General features: G+C 57.8%; 12 protein-coding genes. 7 read left to right on the top strand and 5 right to left on the bottom strand.

The window, feature by feature from the left end; translation table 11 throughout:
- Positions 1-254 precede the first annotated feature (254 nt).
- Complete coding sequence (locus KSS91_RS19715) at positions 255-2,855, top strand: putative mucin/carbohydrate-binding domain-containing protein (RefSeq protein WP_225923703.1); 2,601 nt, start codon at positions 255-257, stop codon at positions 2,853-2,855.
- 9 nt (positions 2,856-2,864) lie between these two features.
- Here the strand turns inward: KSS91_RS19715 and KSS91_RS19710 are convergent, their stop codons facing one another.
- The 4 genes from KSS91_RS19710 to KSS91_RS19695 form a co-directional block, all read right to left on the bottom strand.
- Complete coding sequence (locus KSS91_RS19710; RefSeq protein ID WP_217835855.1) at positions 2,865-4,457, bottom strand: DHA2 family efflux MFS transporter permease subunit; 1,593 nt, start codon at positions 4,455-4,457, stop codon at positions 2,865-2,867.
- A complete protein-coding gene (locus tag KSS91_RS19705; RefSeq protein WP_217835854.1) occupies positions 4,454-5,575 on the bottom strand; it encodes an HlyD family secretion protein in 1,122 nt (373 codons plus the stop codon). Before KSS91_RS19705 ends, KSS91_RS19710 begins: the two co-directional genes overlap by 4 nt.
- A 307-nt stretch (positions 5,576-5,882) precedes the next feature.
- Positions 5,883-7,064 (bottom strand): acetyl-CoA C-acyltransferase family protein, encoded by a 1,182-nt coding sequence (locus tag KSS91_RS19700; protein WP_095968036.1) that lies wholly within the window; start codon positions 7,062-7,064, stop codon positions 5,883-5,885.
- The gene (locus KSS91_RS19695) at positions 7,061-7,843 is read right to left on the bottom strand and encodes an enoyl-CoA hydratase (RefSeq protein WP_217835853.1); all 783 of its coding nucleotides are present in this window, start codon (positions 7,841-7,843) and stop codon (positions 7,061-7,063) included. The genes KSS91_RS19700 and KSS91_RS19695 overlap by 4 nt, the downstream gene beginning before the upstream one ends.
- A gap of 214 nt (positions 7,844-8,057) precedes the next feature.
- Between KSS91_RS19695 and KSS91_RS19690 the strand changes: the two genes are divergently transcribed.
- The 3 genes from KSS91_RS19690 to KSS91_RS19680 are packed head-to-tail and all read left to right on the top strand — an operon-like array spanning position 8,058 to position 11,518.
- Complete coding sequence (locus KSS91_RS19690; protein ID WP_217835852.1) at positions 8,058-9,155, top strand: polyamine ABC transporter substrate-binding protein; 1,098 nt, start codon at positions 8,058-8,060, stop codon at positions 9,153-9,155.
- A gap of 39 nt (positions 9,156-9,194) precedes the next feature.
- Positions 9,195-10,613: an aminotransferase gene (locus KSS91_RS19685; protein WP_217835851.1), complete on the top strand. Its 1,419-nt coding sequence runs from the start codon at positions 9,195-9,197 to the stop codon at positions 10,611-10,613.
- Positions 10,610-11,518, top strand: coding sequence for a helix-turn-helix transcriptional regulator (locus KSS91_RS19680; RefSeq protein ID WP_015094193.1), 909 nt, complete (start codon positions 10,610-10,612; stop codon positions 11,516-11,518). Before KSS91_RS19685 ends, KSS91_RS19680 begins: the two co-directional genes overlap by 4 nt.
- 188 nt (positions 11,519-11,706) lie before the next feature.
- On the opposite strand, the gene KSS91_RS19675 is transcribed toward KSS91_RS19680, so the two are convergent.
- Positions 11,707-12,018: a DUF6124 family protein gene (locus tag KSS91_RS19675; RefSeq protein ID WP_217835850.1), complete on the bottom strand. Its 312-nt coding sequence runs from the start codon at positions 12,016-12,018 to the stop codon at positions 11,707-11,709.
- Positions 12,019-12,606: 588 nt separating this feature from the next.
- On the opposite strand from KSS91_RS19675, the gene KSS91_RS19670 reads away from it, so the two are divergent.
- The 3 genes from KSS91_RS19670 to KSS91_RS19660 are packed head-to-tail and all read left to right on the top strand — an operon-like array spanning position 12,607 to position 18,273.
- On the top strand, positions 12,607-15,009 hold the full coding sequence (locus KSS91_RS19670; RefSeq protein ID WP_217835849.1) for a type VI secretion system Vgr family protein: 2,403 nt from the start codon (positions 12,607-12,609) through the stop codon (positions 15,007-15,009).
- 55 nt (positions 15,010-15,064) lie between these two features.
- The gene (locus KSS91_RS19665) at positions 15,065-17,791 is read left to right on the top strand and encodes a hypothetical protein (RefSeq protein WP_217835848.1); all 2,727 of its coding nucleotides are present in this window, start codon (positions 15,065-15,067) and stop codon (positions 17,789-17,791) included.
- On the top strand, positions 17,788-18,273 hold the full coding sequence (locus tag KSS91_RS19660) for a hypothetical protein (protein WP_217835847.1): 486 nt from the start codon (positions 17,788-17,790) through the stop codon (positions 18,271-18,273). Before KSS91_RS19665 ends, KSS91_RS19660 begins: the two co-directional genes overlap by 4 nt.
- The last annotated feature ends 82 nt before the right edge of the window (positions 18,274-18,355 follow it).

Genomic DNA, 18,355 nt, shown 5'->3' with positions numbered 1-18,355 from the left:
ATCGATGCGGGGATGGGTAACTCGCTACGGACCATTGATATTTGAGTCACCCAACTTGCTTATTGATAACGGACGCCTCCACTTCGGAGGCGTTCCTTTTTCCGGATTAGCTCTATTTATTCAATTTCTCTCTGCGTAATGGCGGGCTTATGGGTTTACCGTCTAACGAACTGTAATTTATGACAGTTATATAAATATGTTTTTGATCCTAATGTCTTTTCGAAATCCAGCGCTTTTCTATGGGGCGAGTTGAAATGGCTAACGAAGAGACTAAGAGATACACGCAGACAATGTACAGCCTTGAGCGACCTGATTGGTTGCTTAAGTCGGGACTCAGCAAAGGAATTTTTCATGACCGAAAATCAACTTCGTTAATTGTCCCGGCAGGCAAATCAATACGATTTCGTCAATCTCTCCCGGAAACGGGTATGGGGGTAACTCTGAACTTGATGAATGATGACAGCGCAAAAGAGAACCACCACACAGTGACCACTCAGTGGAAAGAAGTTTTCGCCGAGCATGCGTCAGCCATATTTTTGACTACGCCTTATACCGATACCGCTGGCCAGCAGGTTAATGTTGAGGTGGAGTTTGTAAACGGCGGGGGAAGTTTGCCAACCTGCCAGGCGGGTTTGGATGCAGATGAGTTTTTTAAAGAGTGGGACCGATTGGCAGCACCATATGCGTTGTATGTTTGTGGTTATGCAATGATTCTAATTCCTGCCAAGGATAAAGAGGTCCTGCGCAGGTTGCATGAGGAATCCGGCTTGCATAGCCTGACTGCTTACTATGATGGTGTTTTTGAATACTTCAATTATCTTGCCGGTCTTTCATTTGCCCCGAGCGTGCCCACCGATAAAAATATTCCTAACCGTTACTTTATGAAGGCGGACAAATCAGGTGGTGGTTCTGCCTATTATGGGGGGGGATGGACCGCGGAGTCTACGGATTCGGTAGCGAAATTCTGGTTGGATATCAGGGCTACCAATTGGGGCTCTCTTCATGAAATATCTCATGGTTACGAAGGACGGTTCATCAGTGATGCTGTCGTCAGGATGAGTGAGATTTGGAACAATATTTTGTGTGCAATGTATCAACAGAAGGAGTTGGGGGAGGACTTTTACAAAATCGGCTGGCTGTACGGTGCCGGGGAAGAACAGCTTTATATCAATGCCAAAGCGGCATTTGATAAAGGGCTTGTCGATGTAGGGCCTAATGGACACTTGATACTTTTTTTCTATCTGCTGCTGGTTAAATCGATGGGGGAAGCTGGGTTGATAGAGTTTTATCAACGCTTTCGTCGGAACAGTAACTCCGACGGCTATGTTGTCGCCGATTATGCCGGTATGGATTTGTTGAGTGAAGTAGGGGTCGATATCGGGAATGTTGACTTTTCACCAGTCATGTCTTACGTGGGAGTTGTGCTGTCGCCTGAGAAAGTTAAGTTTAATTCCTTTAGCAGCGCCAGTGCTGTTTATCCTCTGTATCTGCTTGTAGAAAATCACGACATTCAGCAGATTCAAACTCAACTGGGACTAAGGAGTCCATTGGATTTGGTTAGTTGTGCTGATCTCAGTGTTACTGGCTTAATCGGCAGCGTATCATTTGTTTTTGATGAAGACATACTCGATAAGATTCAGGGCAAGACCCTGCTCCTGAGAGATGGATGGGGGCCTGCCAAGCTTGCACAGATAAATGGGGCAAGGGTGGTTGTCAGTAATTTGGAGTTGGGTGTATATGCATTGCAACTACCGGCTATAGGTGATGACGCGTATCAGTGGGATTGTCATTATGTTGCGGTTAAGGATAAACATATTCAGTATAACTGCACGTACGTAAAAAAATATGCGAGTTCTCTTGTCGGTCAGGCCGTATACCTGGGGGGATTGAATGGTGACTTTTGCAGAATTGCAGTAGATGTTTCGCTCGGGCGCCTGAAGATCGATGTTTTGCATCGAAGACCACATGGCTATTTTCCGGGGCAGGTATATGGGAAAATAGTAGTGGCGAATGCACGGGGCGATATTGTTTTTTGTCGAGAGATGTTGGGTGATAATACCGAATTGTTCTCGGGGACGGTTTTGATTTCTCCAGGATTTACTATTGAGATAATGCACAAGGAGCCATCGCGTATAAAGATGCCTAAAGCGACGGCGTCGGCAATTATTGATTTGAATGCACAGATCAATAGGTTGAAAGTGACTGAGCAAGGACTGATAAATATAAGTCTTGGCACTGATGCAGGTGAAAATCTGATGGCTGAAATTGATAGGTGTGCAAAGGAGTTTGAACGGAATCCACACTTTGTACTGGGTAATGAAATTTTATTGAAGCAAGATATGCGGCGCGCAATTAATACTTATGATGAGCCTGTTCGTGGTTTGCTTTTCGAAAAGTATCGCGCGGTTGAGTTTGTCAGGCCTGGATTTGATGTTGCTATTTCTGGTATGGATTTTGTTTGGCACTTACGAGGAAATGGCGATCGTGAGATAGGGTGGATACGCATAAATTTATTTTCGCGTTGGGTGGAAGTAACCTTCCTCGCTAACTCCAGTGCTCATGAATACTTTTCCTCGGTATATTTATCAGTTGTGTTGACGTCGGCGACAGGTGAGCTTGTTTATGTTCGAGATCTTCGAGGGAATACTCCCGTGGCAGCCAGTAGTGTGCAACTCCCGCTTTCCTCCGATATGGTCGTGAGTGTTATGCATAGAGAGCCCACACGTTGTCGAATTAGTAATAGTAATAGCGGGGCCGAGATTCCGGTGGGGCGTGTACAGCACGCTCAAATCAATACAACCTCATTTTCCTTGAATTTGGGCAGTTACTGGCCAAGGGAAACGGTCGATTCCTGACAAAGATCCTCAATGAGCATCGGCACTCGGCGCGGCCGGTGGTTGCACCTTGCGCATCAGGGGCACCATCGCCGTGGCAATGACAAAGCACACCCCGATCATCAGAAACGCGTCGCCATAGGTTTGTGTCTGGGCTTCGCGGTAGGTCAGCAACCATAGCTGATGCAGGCTGGCGGTGACCCCGGCGTCACCGCTCTGGCCGAGGGCGGCGAAGTTGTTGCCGACCTGGGACAGCCATTGGTTGAGGGCCTCGTTGGTGCTGTTGAGGTTCTCCGCCAACCGGGTGAAATGCAGGTTGGTACGGTCGTTGAGAATGGTCGCACAGGCGGCGATACCGATCGCCCCGCCCAGGTTACGCATCAGGTTGAACAGCCCCGATGCATGTTTGAGCCGCGCCGGCGCCAGGCCGCCGAGGGTCAGCGTTACCGCGGGCGGCACCGCCAGTTGCTGGGCAATCCCGCGCAAGGCTTGCGGCAACATCAATTCCCTGGCCCCCCAGTCATGGGTGATCGGGCTGAAATCCCACATCGATAACGCGAACAGCCCGAGGCCGGTCATCATGATCCAGCGCAGGTCGACGCGGTTGGCCAGAAAGGCATACAGCGGAATCGCCATGATCTGGAACACCCCGGTGGAGAAAACCGCCAGACCAATGTCCAGCGCGCCGTAGCCACGCACCCGGCCGAGGAACAGTGGCGTCAGGTAAATGGTGGCGAACAGGCCGATGCCAGTGACGAACGAGAAGAAGCAGCCAAGGGCAAAATTGCGATCCTTCAGGGCGCGCAGATCGACAATCGGATTGGCCACATGCAGGGTCCGGCCGATGAATGCCAACCCGGCCAGGCCGCTGATCCACGCAGTGGTCAGGATCGTGCGATCGCTGAACCAGTTCCAGCGCGGGCCTTCTTCGAGGGTGTATTCCAGGCAGCCGAGGAACAGCGCCAGAAACACCATGCTCAAATAATCCGCGCCTTTGAGCAGCGACAGTTCCGGCTGGTCGATCTTGACCAGCATCGGCACGGCCACGGCGACAAAGATGCCGGGCACCAGGTTGATGTAGAACAGCCAGTGCCAGGACGAGATGTCGGTGATCCAGCCACCGATCACTGGCCCCAGTGTCGGTGCCAGGGATGCCACCGCGCCAATGGTCGCGGCGGCGATCACCCGTTGTTTGCCGGAGAAGAACACGAAGGCCGTGGTGAACACCAGCGGGATCATCGAACCGCCGAGAAAGCCTTGCAGGGCGCGGAAGGCGATCATGCTCTGGATGTTCCAGGCCACGCCGCACAGCAGGCTGGTCAGGGTAAAGCCGACCGCCGATGCGCAGAATAGCCAGCGCGTGGAAAACACCCGGGACAACCAGCCCGACAGCGGGATCACGATGATCTCGGCGATCAGGTAACTGGTTTGCACCCACGCGGTTTCGTCGGTGCCGGCGGAGAGTCCGCCGCCGATGTCACGCAACGAGGCCGAGACAATCTGGATATCCAGCAGCGCAATGAACATGCCGATGCACATGCTGGCAAAGGCGAAGACCTTGGTCGCCGTCGCCATGTCCGCGGCATTGAACGGTTGCGCCGGGGCGGCGAGGGCGCGGCTCATGGCGCGCTGGCCACGGCGGGCGCTTCAGGCGCCTTGCGCGTGTCCACTTCAGCGGTGACCGACAACCCCGGACGCAGGTGGCCGAGCACGCTGTCGGCCGGGTCGAGGTGAATCCGCACCGGCACCCGCTGCACGATCTTGGTGAAGTTGCCTGTGGCGTTTTCCGGCGGCAACACACTGAATTGCGAGCCGCTGGCGGGGGCGAGGCTGTCCAGGTGACCGTGGAATTCCTGCCCCGACAGCACGTCGGCACGGATCACCACCCGCTGCCCCGGCACCATGTGCGCCAGTTGGTCTTCCTTGAAGTTGGCATCGACCCACAGGCCGCTGGCCGGCACCACCGAGAGCAATTGCGAGCCGGCCTGGGCATAGGCGCCGACCCGTGCCCGACGGTTGCCGATCACGCCGTCAACCGGTGCCTTCAGTTCGGTGTAGCCGACATTCAGTTGCGCCAGACCACGCTCGGCCTTGGCCTGGATCAAGGCGGCCCGGGCCTGTTGTTTCTGGGTGTCGATCACATTCAACTGGCGCTGAGCGGCCAGTAACTCCGCCTGGGCGCGGTTGCTTTGGGCCTGGGCGGTCTTGAACGTGGCATTGGCCCGCTGGGCGCTTTCCACCGAGACGGCGTTGGTGGACACCAGTTTTCTGTAGCGGGCATCGTCATCTCGCGAACGGGTGGCTTCGGCACCGGCGGCGTCGATGCCGGCACGGGCCTGGCCAATGACCGCCTGTTGCAGTTGTTCGGTGGCGTCGAGGTTGGCCAGCAAGGCTTCCTGGGCGGCCACTGCGCCTTCGGCCTTGGCCAGGTTCGCGCGGTAGTCGCGCGAATCGAGACGGATCAGCACATCGCCGGCCTTGACCTTCTGGTTATCAGTCACCAGCACTTCGTCGATATAACCCGCCACCTTTGGCCCGATCACCGTTACGTCACCGCCGATGTAGGCATCGTCGGTTTCTTCGATGAAACGCCCGGCCGTCCACCAATGCGCGCCATACACACCGGCCAACACCAACGCTGCAATCCCCATTGTTGGCACAAGCAGGCGCTTGAGCAGGGGACGTTTTGCCGGTTGCACCGGGGCGTCCAGGTCGGGTTCAACGGTGGGCATGCTGGTCATGGAGGGATACCTGTCAGGCGGCGCTTAATTATTACGCCTGTAATATGACGCATGTAATATTTTGCGGCAAATGGTTTTTGCTGCCGGTCGTCAGGTGCTTGGTTCAGAGAGAAGGAGATTCTGCATGCGCTAGAGAACCACTGTGGGAGCGAGCTTGCTCGCGATAGCGGTAGTCCAGTCAACAATGATGGTGCCTGACATGCCGCCATCGCGAGCAAGCTCGCTCCCACAGGGGATCGCTACTGGTTTACCGGAATGAAAAAGGCCGGTGATCTGCGCGATCACCGGCCTTTTTTGAGGCTATTGCTTAGACGCGTTCAAAAATCGCAGCAATCCCCTGGCCACCACCGATGCACATGGTCACCAGCGCGTAACGGCCGCCGGTGCGGTGCAGTTCGTGGATGGCCTTGGTGGCGATGATCGCGCCGGTCGCGCCCACCGGGTGGCCCAGCGCGATGCCCGAACCGTTCGGGTTGACCTTGGCCGGGTCGAGGTCCAGTTCCTGGCTGACGGCGCAGGCCTGGGCGGCGAAGGCGATGTTGGCTTCGATCACGTCCAGGTCGGCGACGGTCAGGCCGGCGCGCTTGAGCGCCAGGCGGGTGGCCGGGATCGGGCCCAGGCCCATGAATTCCGGTTCGACGCCGGCGTGGGCGTAGCTGACCAGGCGGGCCAGTGGCTTCAGGTTGTTGGCCTGGACCGCATTGCCGCTGGCCATGACCAGTGCGGCGGCGCCGTCGTTCAGGCCCGAGGCGTTGCCGGCGGTGACCGAACCGTCCTTCTTGAACGCCGGCTTCATGGCTGCCAGTTGTTCCAGGGACGTGGCGCGCGGGTGTTCGTCGACGCTGAACAGTTTGACGCCTTTGCGATCCTGGATTTCCACGGTCGCGATCTGCTCGCTGAAGTAGCCGTTGGCAATCGCGTGGGCCGCGCGATTCTGGTCTTCCAGGGCCAGGGCGTCCTGCATTTCACGGGTGATGCCGTTGCGCGCGGCGACGTTTTCGGCGGTGATGCCCATGTGGATGCCATGGAAAGGGTCATGCAGGATGCCGAGCATGTAGTCGATGACCTGGGCGTTGCCCATGCGCGAACCCCAACGGGCCGAAGGCATCAGGTACGGACCGCGGCTCATGGATTCGGCACCGGCGCCGACGACGATGTCGGCATCGCCGAGCATCAGGGTCTGGGCGGCGTTGATGATCGCTTGCAGGCCCGAACCGCACAGGCGGTTGACGTTGTAGGCCGGGGTTTCCTTCGGGATGCCGGCGTTCATCGCGGCGACGCGGGAGATGTAGGCGTCGCGGGTTTCGGTCGGGATCACGTTGCCCATCACCAGATGGCCAACGAGCGCCGGGTCCACGGCGGCTCGTTCCAGGGCGGCTTTCACGGCCGTGGTTGCGAGGTCGGCCAGTGGCACGTCCTTGAGCGAACCGCCGAACGTACCGATGGCGGTACGGGCGGCGCTGACGACGTAGATTTCCGGAGTGTTCATGGCTGGTTTCCTTTCGGTGGATTCTTGTCTGTACTGCGATTGAGCAGGGCGTTCAAGGCGTTTTTCGCCTCGTCGGTATTCAGGCGCTGGATGAACAGCGTGTTTTCTTCGCGCAGGGTGGCTTGCAGTTCCGGCAACGTCGCCTGTTTCATCAACTGACGGGACTGGCGCAAGGCCTCCCGGGGCAGGGCCAAAAAGCGCTGGGCGATTTTTCTGGCCGCTGCCAGGCATTGCTCGCCGTCATCGAAGGCTTCGTTGGCGATGCCCCAGTTCACCGCTTCGTTGCCGTCCAGGCCGTTGCCCAGCAGGAGCAGGCTCGCGGCGCGGGCATGGCCGAGTCGACGGGGCAGCAACAGGCTGGCACCGAATTCGGGGCACAGGCCGATGTTGACGAACGGCATGCGCAGCTTGGCGTTGCGGGTGACCAACACCTGATCGCAATGCAGCAGCAACGTAGTACCAATGCCGATGGCCGCCCCGCAGACTGCCGCGATCAGCGGTTTTTGCAGGTGCGTGACGACTTTCATCAGGCGGAACGCCGGGGCGTCCAGATGCGTCGGCGGATGCTGGAGGAAATCCACCAGGTCATTGCCGCTGGTGAAGCAGGCCGGGCCGCCGGTGAGGATGATGACGCCGGTCTGCGGGTCTTCGTCGGCGGCCAGCAACAGCTCGGCCAGCTGCGTGTACATGGCGTTGTTCAGCGCGTTGAGCTTGTCCGGGCGGTCGATGGTCAGCGTCAACACGCCGTCGCGTTGCTCGTGTTTGATCAAATCTGTCATCGCAGGCTCCGCAGGGTCGATTCAGGCTGCCACTTTAAGCGCCGGGCAAATCCCGATCTATGGCAAAACGGGTCAACTGCGCTGCCGCTTTTTGCCATGCCGGTGTGCCAAAAACGACACACACCCATTCGGGGTATGGTTCCGCCCGGCCAATCGACCAATAGTGCAGGCATCCGCTCATCCAGAGCCGAACTCGCTATAAGGTGCATTTGCAATGGGCAAGACACTGCTTAAGGTGATTTCCAGTCTGTTTGTTGTACCGTTGACATTGAATGCCTACGCGGACGACAGCAATACGCTGCGGCTGTACAACTGGGCGGATTACATCGGTGAAAAAACCATCGCCGATTTCGAAAAGGCCACCGGTATCAAGGTGGTCTACGACACCTTCGACTCTTATGAAACGGTGCAGGCCAAGTTGCTCACCGGCCATTCCGGTTATGACCTGATCGTGTTGAACGCCTCGCTCGCGCCACCCCTGATCAAGGCCAAGGTGTTCCAGCCGCTGGACAAAAAACAGCTGCCGGGCTGGACCAACCTCGACCCGCAAATCCTCGAGGATCTGCAAGGCTATGACCCCGGCACCCAGTACTCTGCGCCCTACACCTGGGGCAGCAACGGCGTGACCTACAACGTCGACAAGATCAAGGAGCGCATGCCGGACGCGCCGATCGGTTCGCTGGCGATGATCTTCGATCCGAAGATTGTCTCGCGCTTCGCCGACTGTGGCGTGACCCTGCTCGATGCGCCGACCGAAGTCATTCCGATGGCCTTGACCTACCTGGGACGTGACCCGAACAGTGCCGCCCCGGCAGATCTGAAAGCCGCCCAGGACTTGCTGTTGTCCGTGCGGCCATACATCCGAAAATTCGACTCGGTCAATTACCTGACCAGTCTGCCTAACGGCGATGTGTGCATGGCCATGACCTGGTCCGGCGATTACGCCACGGCCATGGCCCGCGCTGCAGAAGCCAGGAAGCAGATCAACCTGGCGTACTTCATCCCCAAGGAAGGTTCGCTGATCTGGTTCGACAACCTGTACATCCCGGCCGATGCGACGCACGTCGCCAATGCGCACAAATTCCTGGAATACCTGATGCAGCCGCAGGTGATGGCGGATGTGAGTGACTACATCAATTACGCCAACAGTAACGCGGCGGCCACGCCCCTGTTGAACGCCGAAGTACGCGACAACCCGGCGATCTACCCCGATGCACAGACCCGCGAGCGCCTGTTCCCGCAGAAGACCCAGGACGCCAAGGACATGCGGGCGATTACCCGGGTCTGGAGCACTGTGAAAAGCGGCATCTGATTTGTTCGATCGTTAGTCATTCCGGTTAGAGGTTCATTTATGGCGACGCCAACACGCAGCGTTTTTTCCCCAGCGGACGAGTCCCGGCTGGTCAAGGCCGACAAGGCCCATCACATGCACGGCTACCACATGTTCGACGAGCACGCCGAGCAAGGCTCGTTGAACATCGTTGCCGGCGATGGCGCCTACATCTACGACACCCAGGGCAACCGCTTTCTCGATGCAGTGGGCGGCATGTGGTGCACCAACATCGGCCTGGGTCGCGAGGAAATGGCCGAGGCCATCGCCGATCAGGTGCGCCAACTGGCCTATTCGAACCCGTTTTCCGACATGTCGAACAACGTCGCCATCAAACTGTGCGAAAAACTCGCCAGCCTGGCCCCCGGCGACCTCGACCATGTGTTCCTGACCACCGGCGGCTCCACCGCGGTGGACACCGCGTACCGGCTGATCCAGTACTACCAGAACTGCCGTGGCAAGCCGGAAAAGAAACACGTCATCGCCCGGTTCAACGCCTATCACGGCTCCACCACCCTGACCATGTCGATCGGCAACAAGGCCGCCGACCGGGTGCCGGAGTTCGATTACGCCAACCCGCTGATCCACCACGTTTCCAACCCCAACCCGTACCGCGCGCCGGACGGCATGGACGAGACGCAGTTCCTCGAGTTTCTGGTCAAGGAGTTCGAAGACAAGATCCTGTCGATTGGCGCGGACAAGGTCGCCGCTTTCTTTGCCGAACCGATCATGGGCTCGGGCGGGGTGATCATTCCGCCCCGGGGCTACCTCAAGCGCATGTGGGACGTCTGCCAGCGCTACGACATCCTGTTCGTCGCCGACGAAGTGGTGACCTCGTTCGGGCGCCTGGGCAAGTTCTTCGCTTCCCGGGATGTGTTCGACGTGCAACCCGACATCATCACCACCGCCAAGGGCCTGACCTCGGCCTACCTGCCGCTGGGCGCGTGCATCTTTTCCGAGCGCATCTGGAAGGTCATCGCCGAGCCGGGCAAGGGCCGCTGCTTCACCCACGGCTTCACCTACAGCGGCCACCCGGTGTGCTGCACGGCGGCGCTGAAGAACATCGAAATCATCGAGCGGGAAAACCTGCTGGCCCATGTCGACACGGTGGGCGCTTATCTGGAGGAACGTCTGGCAACCCTGCGCGACTTGCCGCTGGTGGGGGATGTGCGCTGCCAGAAACTCATGGCCTGCGTGGAGTTCGTGGCGGATAAACGCACCAAGGCACTGTTCCCCGACGAGATCAACATCGGCGAGAAGATCCACGTGCGGGCCCAGGCCCGAGGATTGCTGGTGCGGCCGATCATGCACCTCAATGTGATGTCGCCACCGTTGATCCTCACGTTTGCCCAGGTCGATGAAATCGTCGAGACCTTGCGCGATTGCATTGTCGAAGTGGCAGCTGAGCTTCAGGCCAGCGGTCAGTATGGCGGCCAATGAATTCGCCACACAGGTTGTTACCAAGGGCCTGCGCACCCGCTAGACTGCGGGGCATGAGCAAACCAGACGACGATACGCTGATCGCGATGCCCTTCGGGGCGTTGCACAAATGGCATGGGGGAATGCGCGAGGCATTCGCCCATGTCGATGAACCTGACGCCCTGCAGTACCTGGCGTCAGCGTTGGCGCAGCTGGTGTCCGTGGAGTCGATGATGATCAGCCTGGAGCGCAAGGACCGCGCACCACAGCTGCTGCATCAGCGCGGGATTGCCCAGGAGTATCAGGTCTCGATTCTTGAGCGCTATTTTTCCGGGGGCTATTTGCTCGACCCCTTCTGCCTGGCGGTGGAGCAGGGGTTGGCGCAAGGCTTCTATCACCTGGAGGAAATCGCCCCGGACAACTTCTTCGACAGTGACTACTACAAATCCTATTACCTGAAGGCGGGCTGTTCGGAAGACAGCTACTACATCGTCGATACCGGCAATGACACGAAGATTTCCGTCAGCCTCTATCAGGGTTTCGGCGGTGAATGCCTGAGCGACGAACAGTTGAACCTGCTGCGTGCCGTCGAACCGCTGGTGCGTGAGTTCATCAGCGAATTCAGCCAGCGTGGGCTTCTGCGCAGTGCCGGGATCGAGCGTGATGACGAGCAAGGCATGCGTGATGATCTCAAGCATCGCGTGCAGGCGGCGTTCGAAAACTTCGGTTGTGAATTGCTCACCGAGCGCGAGCGGGAAGTGGCGCACATGGTGCTGCGCGGGCATTCGGTGAAGTCCACGGCCAGCCAGATGAACATCTCGCCGGAAACCGTACGCATGCACCGCAAGAACCTGTACCTGAAGCTGGAGGTGGGTTCGCAGTCGGAGTTGTTTGCGTTGTTTATCGAGTGGTTGCGCAGGCACTGACTTTTCAGGTTTCCCAAAAACCTGTGGGAGCGAGCTTGCTCGCGATGAGGCCGGCACAGCCAACATCAATGTCGCCAGTCAGGACGCCATCGCGAGCAAGCTCCCACAGTGATTCGAGGTTGGCTTAAATATTCATGGGCATCGCTGAAACCCTTTGGGAGCTGCCGAAGGCTGCGTCTTTTACGCCTCTACTCAGGTGGATCGACTCGATCCAGCGCCCGGTTCACCGCCAACTCGCCCAACATGATGACTTGCGCAATACCCAGCAGCGTATTGCGACTCGATCCCTCCGTCCGGTCCGCCAGATCCATCGTCATGACATTGGCTGAAGCCAGTGATTCGCAGGCATGGGTCAGGAGGCTTTCGGTATCGAGTTCAGGATTAACGAAAAACATCGTGCACAGTTTGCGTGGAGTGGCCTGTATGTCGGCGGATGAGGGGATGCGCTCGGAAGGTGTTTCCGAATAGTTGTTCGGCGGATTCGGTGTGGGTTTGATCATAAATGCTTCCCTTTAATAGTAGGGCCGCACCATTTCGCGACTAAACGTAGGGGTGGCGGCTGTGCGCAAGTTAGTCGACCGGCAAGGAAAGCAAAAACCGGCGCGTCCGAAGACGCCAAGCGCACAGCCACCATCGAGCGCAGGCTGATACCTGACTGATGATACTCATGCGACCGCTTTAACCTTGCCCGGGCGACTAAACCCGATCACTGGCAATCAGTGACGTGAATCAAGTTACCGAGCGGCCCTAAGGCGCACAAGCCGGCGGATTCTGGGGTATGTGTAGGCAACGACGCAAGGTGGTGTAGCTTTCGTGAAGTAACCTTGAGGGCTTTTAAACAAGCAGTTTTTACGCTCTGCAGTAGCGCTCGACCCGAACGGTTTAACCCTGTCAAAAAGCAGCTGTGGCACTGGGTGCCGACAAGATCGCGAACGGTCCTACAGCCTAGGTACGTCGACACTCGGACGCATCCTACGCGTGCGCCGGAAGCGTCCTATATCAACCTTTTTTCCCTTCCTGAAAGCTGTCGAGCGCTTGAACGGGGATGGAAATGACGCCTCCCCGACTACCCCAGGGAGGTCTGAATCTTGTCCACCGCACCGCGCACCTTCTTCGACCACAGCCGCCACAAACTCCAGGTCGACGGCCTCGACACCACCCTCGACGTCCTCACCTTCAAGGGCGAAGAACACCTCAGCCAGCCGTTCACCTACACCGTCGAATTCACCGCCACCAACCTCGACCTCGGCGCCGACCGACTGCTCGGCCAATACGCCCAGTTCAGCCTGCACGCCGCGCCATCCACCGTGGCCCTGATGGCGTGGGAAGTACCCAAGCCGGTCAAACCGCTGCGCACGTTTTACGGCGTGATCAGCGGCTGCCAACGCCTGTCCGGCTCGGTCGACGAAGCGCGCTACGAAATCACCCTGCAACCGCGCCTGGGACGGCTCGCCCGTGGCCGGCAAACGCGCCTCTACCTGCAGCAATCCGTCCCGGAAATCGTCGAAAGCATCCTGCGCAGCCGCCACGATTTTCTCGGCCAGGACTTCTTCTTCCGCCTGCATCGCGAGTACCCGCGCCGCGAGCAGGTGATGCAGTACAACGAAAGCGACCTGGACTTCATCACCCGCCTGCTGGCCGACGTCGGCATCTGGTACCGCTGCACCAGCGACGAACGCCTGAGCATCGACGTCGTCGAGTTCTGCGACGACCAGCGCGGCTACCAGTTCGACGTCGCCTTGCCGATGCGCACGCCCTCCGGCCTGAGCAGCAGCGGCGAGGACGCCGTCTGGGCCCTGCAAACCCGCCACCAGATGGTGGAACAGCAGGTCAGCGTGCGCGCCTACCACCCCCGCGACGCCCGCGCCTACCTCGACGGCGAAGTCGACCAGACCCGCGGCGAGCCCGCCACCCATGGCGCACCCCACACCTACGGCGAGGCCTACCACTACGCCGAACCCTACAGCGTGCTCGGCAACGCCTACCACCAGGACGAAGACCTGCTCAGCGAAAGCGGCTACTTCTACGCGCGCCTGCGCCACGAGCGCTACCTCAACCAACAGACCCACCTCAGCGGCACCAGCAGCAGCGCCACCCTGGCCCCCGGCCAGGTACTGAACATCAGCGGCGGCGCGCCCCAGGCCTTCGCGCGCGGCGCGGTGCTCACCGGCCTCACCACCCACGCCGCCCGCGACCGCAGCTTCGTATGCCATTTCCAAGCCATGCCCTACGCCGAACGCCTGTGCTTCCGCCCACCGCACGCGCCCAAACCGCAAATCGCCGGCACCCTGCCGGCACGGGTCACCAGCCCGAAAGCCAACGACCCCTACGCCGACACCGACCTCGAAGGCCGCTACCGGGTCAGATTCCTCTTCGACCGCGACACCCGCAAACCCGGCCAGGACAGCAAATGGCTGCGCCAGGCCCGCGCCTACGCCGGCGACACCCACGGCCTGCACCTGCCACTGATCTGCGGCACCGAAGTGGCGATCGCCTTCGAACAGGGCGACCCCGACCGTCCCTACATCGCCCACGCCTTGCACGACGACCAACACCCCGACCACGTGACCCTCGGCAAGCGCGACTACACCCGCAATGTGCTGCGTACCCCGGCCAACAACAAACTGCGCATGGAGGACCGGCGCGGGGAGGAGCACGTCAAGCTCAGTACCGAGTATGGGGGCAAGAGTCAGTTGAATCTGGGGCATTTGGTGGATGCCAAGAAGCAGAAGCGTGGGGAAGGGTTTGAGCTGCGTAGCGATGGTCATGGTGCCATTCGTGGCGGCAAGGGCCTGTTCATCAGTGCCGATGCGCAGACCAAGGCGCAGGGCCCGGTGCTGGACATGGACGCCGCCGTCGGCCGCCTGCAACAGGCCGGCGAACAACTGCAAAAGCTCTCGGTCGACGCCCAGGCCGCCAATGCCGAACCGGCGGACGTGGCCGCGCAGTTGAACCTGCTGCGCCAGGACCTCGAACAGCTCAAGTCCCAGGTCCTGCTGCTCAGCGCGCCGCAAGGCATCGCCCTCACCAGCGGGAAGCACCTGCAACTGGCAGCGCAACACAACCTGATGCTCAACGCCGGCGGTGAAGCCGACCTCAGCGTGGTCAGGCGCCTGTTCATCGGCGTGGGTCAGGGGCTGAGCCTGTTTGTGCGCAAGCTCGGGATCAAGCTGATCGCCAATCAGGGCGCGGTGCAGATCCAGGCGCAGAACGACAAACTGGAATTACTCGCCCGTCATGGCCTGGATATCACCAGCACCGAAGACGAAATCCACATCACCGCGAAGAAGAAAATCGTCCTCAACGGGGGCGGCAGCTACCTCAGCCTGGAACCGTGTGGCATCGAATCGGGCACAGCGGGCGACCACAAGGTCAAGTCGGCGCATTTCGAGTACAGCGGCGCGGTCACGCAAGTACCGGAGATGCCCGTGCTGCCGCCGTTGCGCGATTACGCGACCAAGCATCTGGGCTTGACCAAAATCTCCGGCTAATCCGGAACGCCACCGCCTCGTACAACGCCTGCTTCATCACAAGGAACGGATAAACATGCTCGGCTACATTTTTGAGGTTATTAAGGACGAGATCAGCTATCGACGCGAGCGAGCCCGGCGCGCCGCTCTGCCACCTCCGACACCCGAGACACAATCGCCTCCTGCGACACCGTCACTCGGCATGCGCATACTCTCGCCACCAGCGCGACCGGCTGTGTCAACGGCACCGCTGAAGAACTGGAGACACCCCTTCGGCGACCGTGGCAACCCGTTGCAGCAGTTGACCCAACTGGCCAACGCCCAAGCCGGTTATTACCCGTTGGGTCGCAATGGCATGTGGCATGGCGGCGTGCATTTCGATTCCGGTACCACAGGCACCGATGCGCTGTCCCAGGTGCACTGCCTGGCTGACGGTGAGGTCGTGGCCTACCGCGTTCCCGGGCACACACCGCTTAGCACCTTTTATCCCGAGGCAGGGGGCACCCTCAAAGCGCCGTTTGCTACGGGGTTCGTGCTGGTCCGGCATCACCTGCAAGCACCGAAGATGGATGGCAGCGGCGAAGCACCGCCTGGTCTGACCTTTTACAGCCTGTACATGCACCTGGAAGATTGGGCGCGTTACGAAGCGGCCCCCCAGGTGCCACGCCCAGGCTTCTGGCCTTATAACCCGGTACATCGCGTCAAACCCGACGCGCCCGACAGAATGCCCGGCCACCCGGAACAACGGGGGGCGAGTGTTTGGCATAAAGACCATCAGGGCAACGTAATCGATTTCCTGCCTGTTGGCACTGAGGTGACAATCAGTGGCACCGGTAACTTTCGCAAGCTGGAAAATAGCCTTGGTCCGACGTCTCTGCGCAATGAGGATGGTGCGTTACGAGGTTATGTTTCATTCAGCCACCTTGCGCCGATTCAGGCAGGCAGTTATCGCGTCAATGTGATCAACGATCCACTTGTGGTCCGTGCGGAACCCGACAGGCATAGCGCAAAAATTGGAAAGTTGCCGAAGGGCACTGAAGTCACCATCAGCGGCGAAGGTGATTTCCGCAAGCTGGAAAGTATTACCCAGTACGTGCAATTCAACTCGTTGCAGAGTGAGCGCAAACCGAAGATTTTCGATGACGTGGTGGTACTCGACCAGCCAGCGCCCATCAAGGCTGGCGAGCTGATCGGGCATCTCGGCCCGTATCAGGAATGCGACGAAACCGCGCCACAGCAAAAGCTGCATCTGGAGGTCTTCAGCGATGATGACGTGGAAGCCTTCTTCGCCGCGAGCCGTGTCTGGGCCCAGCGCCAGCCGGATAAACACAAGACCTGGCTGAAGCTGGCAAAGGGCACGCCCGTGTCGACGCATCAAGATCACATCAGCGCCCGCCTTTTGCCCATCTGGAGCCGCGACAATCCCGGCAGCGATGCCGACCTGCTGGTGCCCAAAAGCCTGCTCGACGGCTTGCCGCCCGAACGGAAAATCCGGCTGCCCACCGGTGCCAGCGGCAAATCCTACAACTGGTACCGCCTTGAGTGCCTGCTCTATGACGCAGCCGGAAAACCGCTGGACGGCTGGGTGCGTGAGGAAGTGGGTGTCACACCCTGGGTCAGTCCCTGGTCCTGGGACGGTTACGACGTTCTCTACAACTACGCCCTACCGCAGTTGAGCCTGTCCTATCTGTTCAGTGTCACCGGCGTGCTCGGTGAAGAGTCGAAGGAGCGCCTGCGCGCCCGGGCGGAAAAGTGGGACAAGGGGCGGATGCAGACGCGCCTGTACGAAATCATCGACCGAGACCGCAACGGAAAAATGACCGCCGACGAATTGCAAACGGCATTGCGGGTGCCCGCGCTGGCGCAATCGTTGGCACAGTTGGTGATCCTCAGCGAAAGCGAATGGTTATACCGGCAGAGCAAGTGGGATGCACTGGATGAAGTGTTGGGGCATACCAATTCGGCACCGATTTTGAATTGGGTGGCGGAGAAACAGCGAATGAAGCAATTGAGCTGGTGGGATGAGGTGGCGGGGAAAGTTGGGTTGTCTAAGGAAGGGATGGTGTTTCACTTTCATCCGATTGGATTAGCAAGTTTTTTTTCCAAAGCTCACCCGCTGGAAATTACATACTTGCAACTAAAGCAGATATTTCCCGCAGCAGAGGACGGCGATATCGATGTCGTATTGAGTGAAGTCAATGGTCGGATGGAAGAGTTTAAGTTGGACACTAGATTGCGTCAGTGTCACTTTTTCGCACAAATCAAAGGTGAAGTGGGGGCTACTATGAAAGGCGTCACTGAAAGCTGGGAGTACTCACCAGCAACACTGAAATCCTTTAGTGCTTATTATCGTGCGCACCCCGACGAAGCGGAGAACGATGGATACTTAAAAAATGCGCAAGGAAAAATTATTCGACGAGCGAATCAGCGTGAGATTGGGCGCAAGCACTTTCAAAGGTTAAATGGAAATCGAGCATCAAATCCTGATGATGGATATAACCTGCGAGGTAGGGGGCTAATACAAATTACGGGGTATGAAAAATATAATGGTTTTATGTGCGACTTTAAAAAGTACTGGGCAGAAAGTACGCCTAACACCGTAAGTAATCCAGAGCTTATTAATGTATCACCTATGGGGATTAGAAGTGCGCTGTGGTTCTGGCTGACCTATAAAATTTTCGAAGCAGAACGTGGAAATGGCTATCTAGATGTCAAAAAGGTTACGCAAAGAGTAAACGGTGGAAATACGGGCCTCGAAGAAAGAAAGGCCGCATACAAAGACGCTGAGAAGGCTCTAAAATGAAAAAATTCTGTTTATTGTTTATATGCTTTGTAAGCGTCGATGCATATGCGAGCGAAACTACGTTATGTAGAATAAATGAAGTAGTAATTGCCTCGTGTCGATTAGATGAAGCAAAAGGCAGAGTTGTATCTTTTTGCGCCAACACAAATAAAAACATAGTAAGTTATAGGGTTGGATCGAATTCTGACCTGGAGATGGATATAAAATTTTCCAAGAGAAAACCAGTAAGTCGATGGTTGGATATTGGGACATATACAACCTATTTTGGATTTCGTAGGGAGGCGTACTCATATGTTTTTGGTGTGCCACAGGAGTCTTTAGGGGCAAAAGCATTTTTGGAAGTTATTAAAAACGATAAAATAATTGCTTCGCTTGATTGCACAGATAACTCTTATGGTGAAAAAAACATTGACAGCGAAGCGATAATAAGTGTTGGGGATGATTCGGTTAGGGATAATGAGTTTTTGTTTCCACCCTATTAAATAAAAAATGGGGGATCAGTTTTCCTAAATCATCACGTTAACTGTCACGGTTACCCGTACTACAAACTCCATCATTTGGATG

The sequence above is a fragment of the Pseudomonas azerbaijanorientalis genome, assembly GCF_019139795.1.
GTDB classification, from domain to species: domain Bacteria; phylum Pseudomonadota; class Gammaproteobacteria; order Pseudomonadales; family Pseudomonadaceae; genus Aquipseudomonas; species Aquipseudomonas laurylsulfatiphila.
This window is presented reverse-complemented; position numbering and strand designations above follow the sequence as displayed.

What these genes read in the sequence shown, in the direction of transcription:
- KSS91_RS19705 (WP_217835854.1), bottom strand. Translation starts at nt 5,575, where the DNA reads ATGACCAGCATGCCCACCGTTGAACCCGACCTGGACGCCCCGGTGCAA.
- KSS91_RS19710 (WP_217835855.1), bottom strand. Translation starts at nt 4,457, where the DNA reads ATGAGCCGCGCCCTCGCCGCCCCGGCGCAACCGTTCAATGCCGCGGAC.
- KSS91_RS19660 (WP_217835847.1), top strand. Translation starts at nt 17,788, where the DNA reads ATGAAAAAATTCTGTTTATTGTTTATATGCTTTGTAAGCGTCGATGCA.
- KSS91_RS19695 (WP_217835853.1), bottom strand. Translation starts at nt 7,843, where the DNA reads ATGACAGATTTGATCAAACACGAGCAACGCGACGGCGTGTTGACGCTG.
- KSS91_RS19675 (WP_217835850.1), bottom strand. Translation starts at nt 12,018, where the DNA reads ATGATCAAACCCACACCGAATCCGCCGAACAACTATTCGGAAACACCT.
- KSS91_RS19685 (WP_217835851.1), top strand. Translation starts at nt 9,195, where the DNA reads ATGGCGACGCCAACACGCAGCGTTTTTTCCCCAGCGGACGAGTCCCGG.
- KSS91_RS19690 (WP_217835852.1), top strand. Translation starts at nt 8,058, where the DNA reads ATGGGCAAGACACTGCTTAAGGTGATTTCCAGTCTGTTTGTTGTACCG.
- KSS91_RS19665 (WP_217835848.1), top strand. Translation starts at nt 15,065, where the DNA reads ATGCTCGGCTACATTTTTGAGGTTATTAAGGACGAGATCAGCTATCGA.
- KSS91_RS19715 (WP_225923703.1), top strand. Translation starts at nt 255, where the DNA reads ATGGCTAACGAAGAGACTAAGAGATACACGCAGACAATGTACAGCCTT.
- KSS91_RS19700 (WP_095968036.1), bottom strand. Translation starts at nt 7,064, where the DNA reads ATGAACACTCCGGAAATCTACGTCGTCAGCGCCGCCCGTACCGCCATC.
- KSS91_RS19680 (WP_015094193.1), top strand. Translation starts at nt 10,610, where the DNA reads ATGAATTCGCCACACAGGTTGTTACCAAGGGCCTGCGCACCCGCTAGA.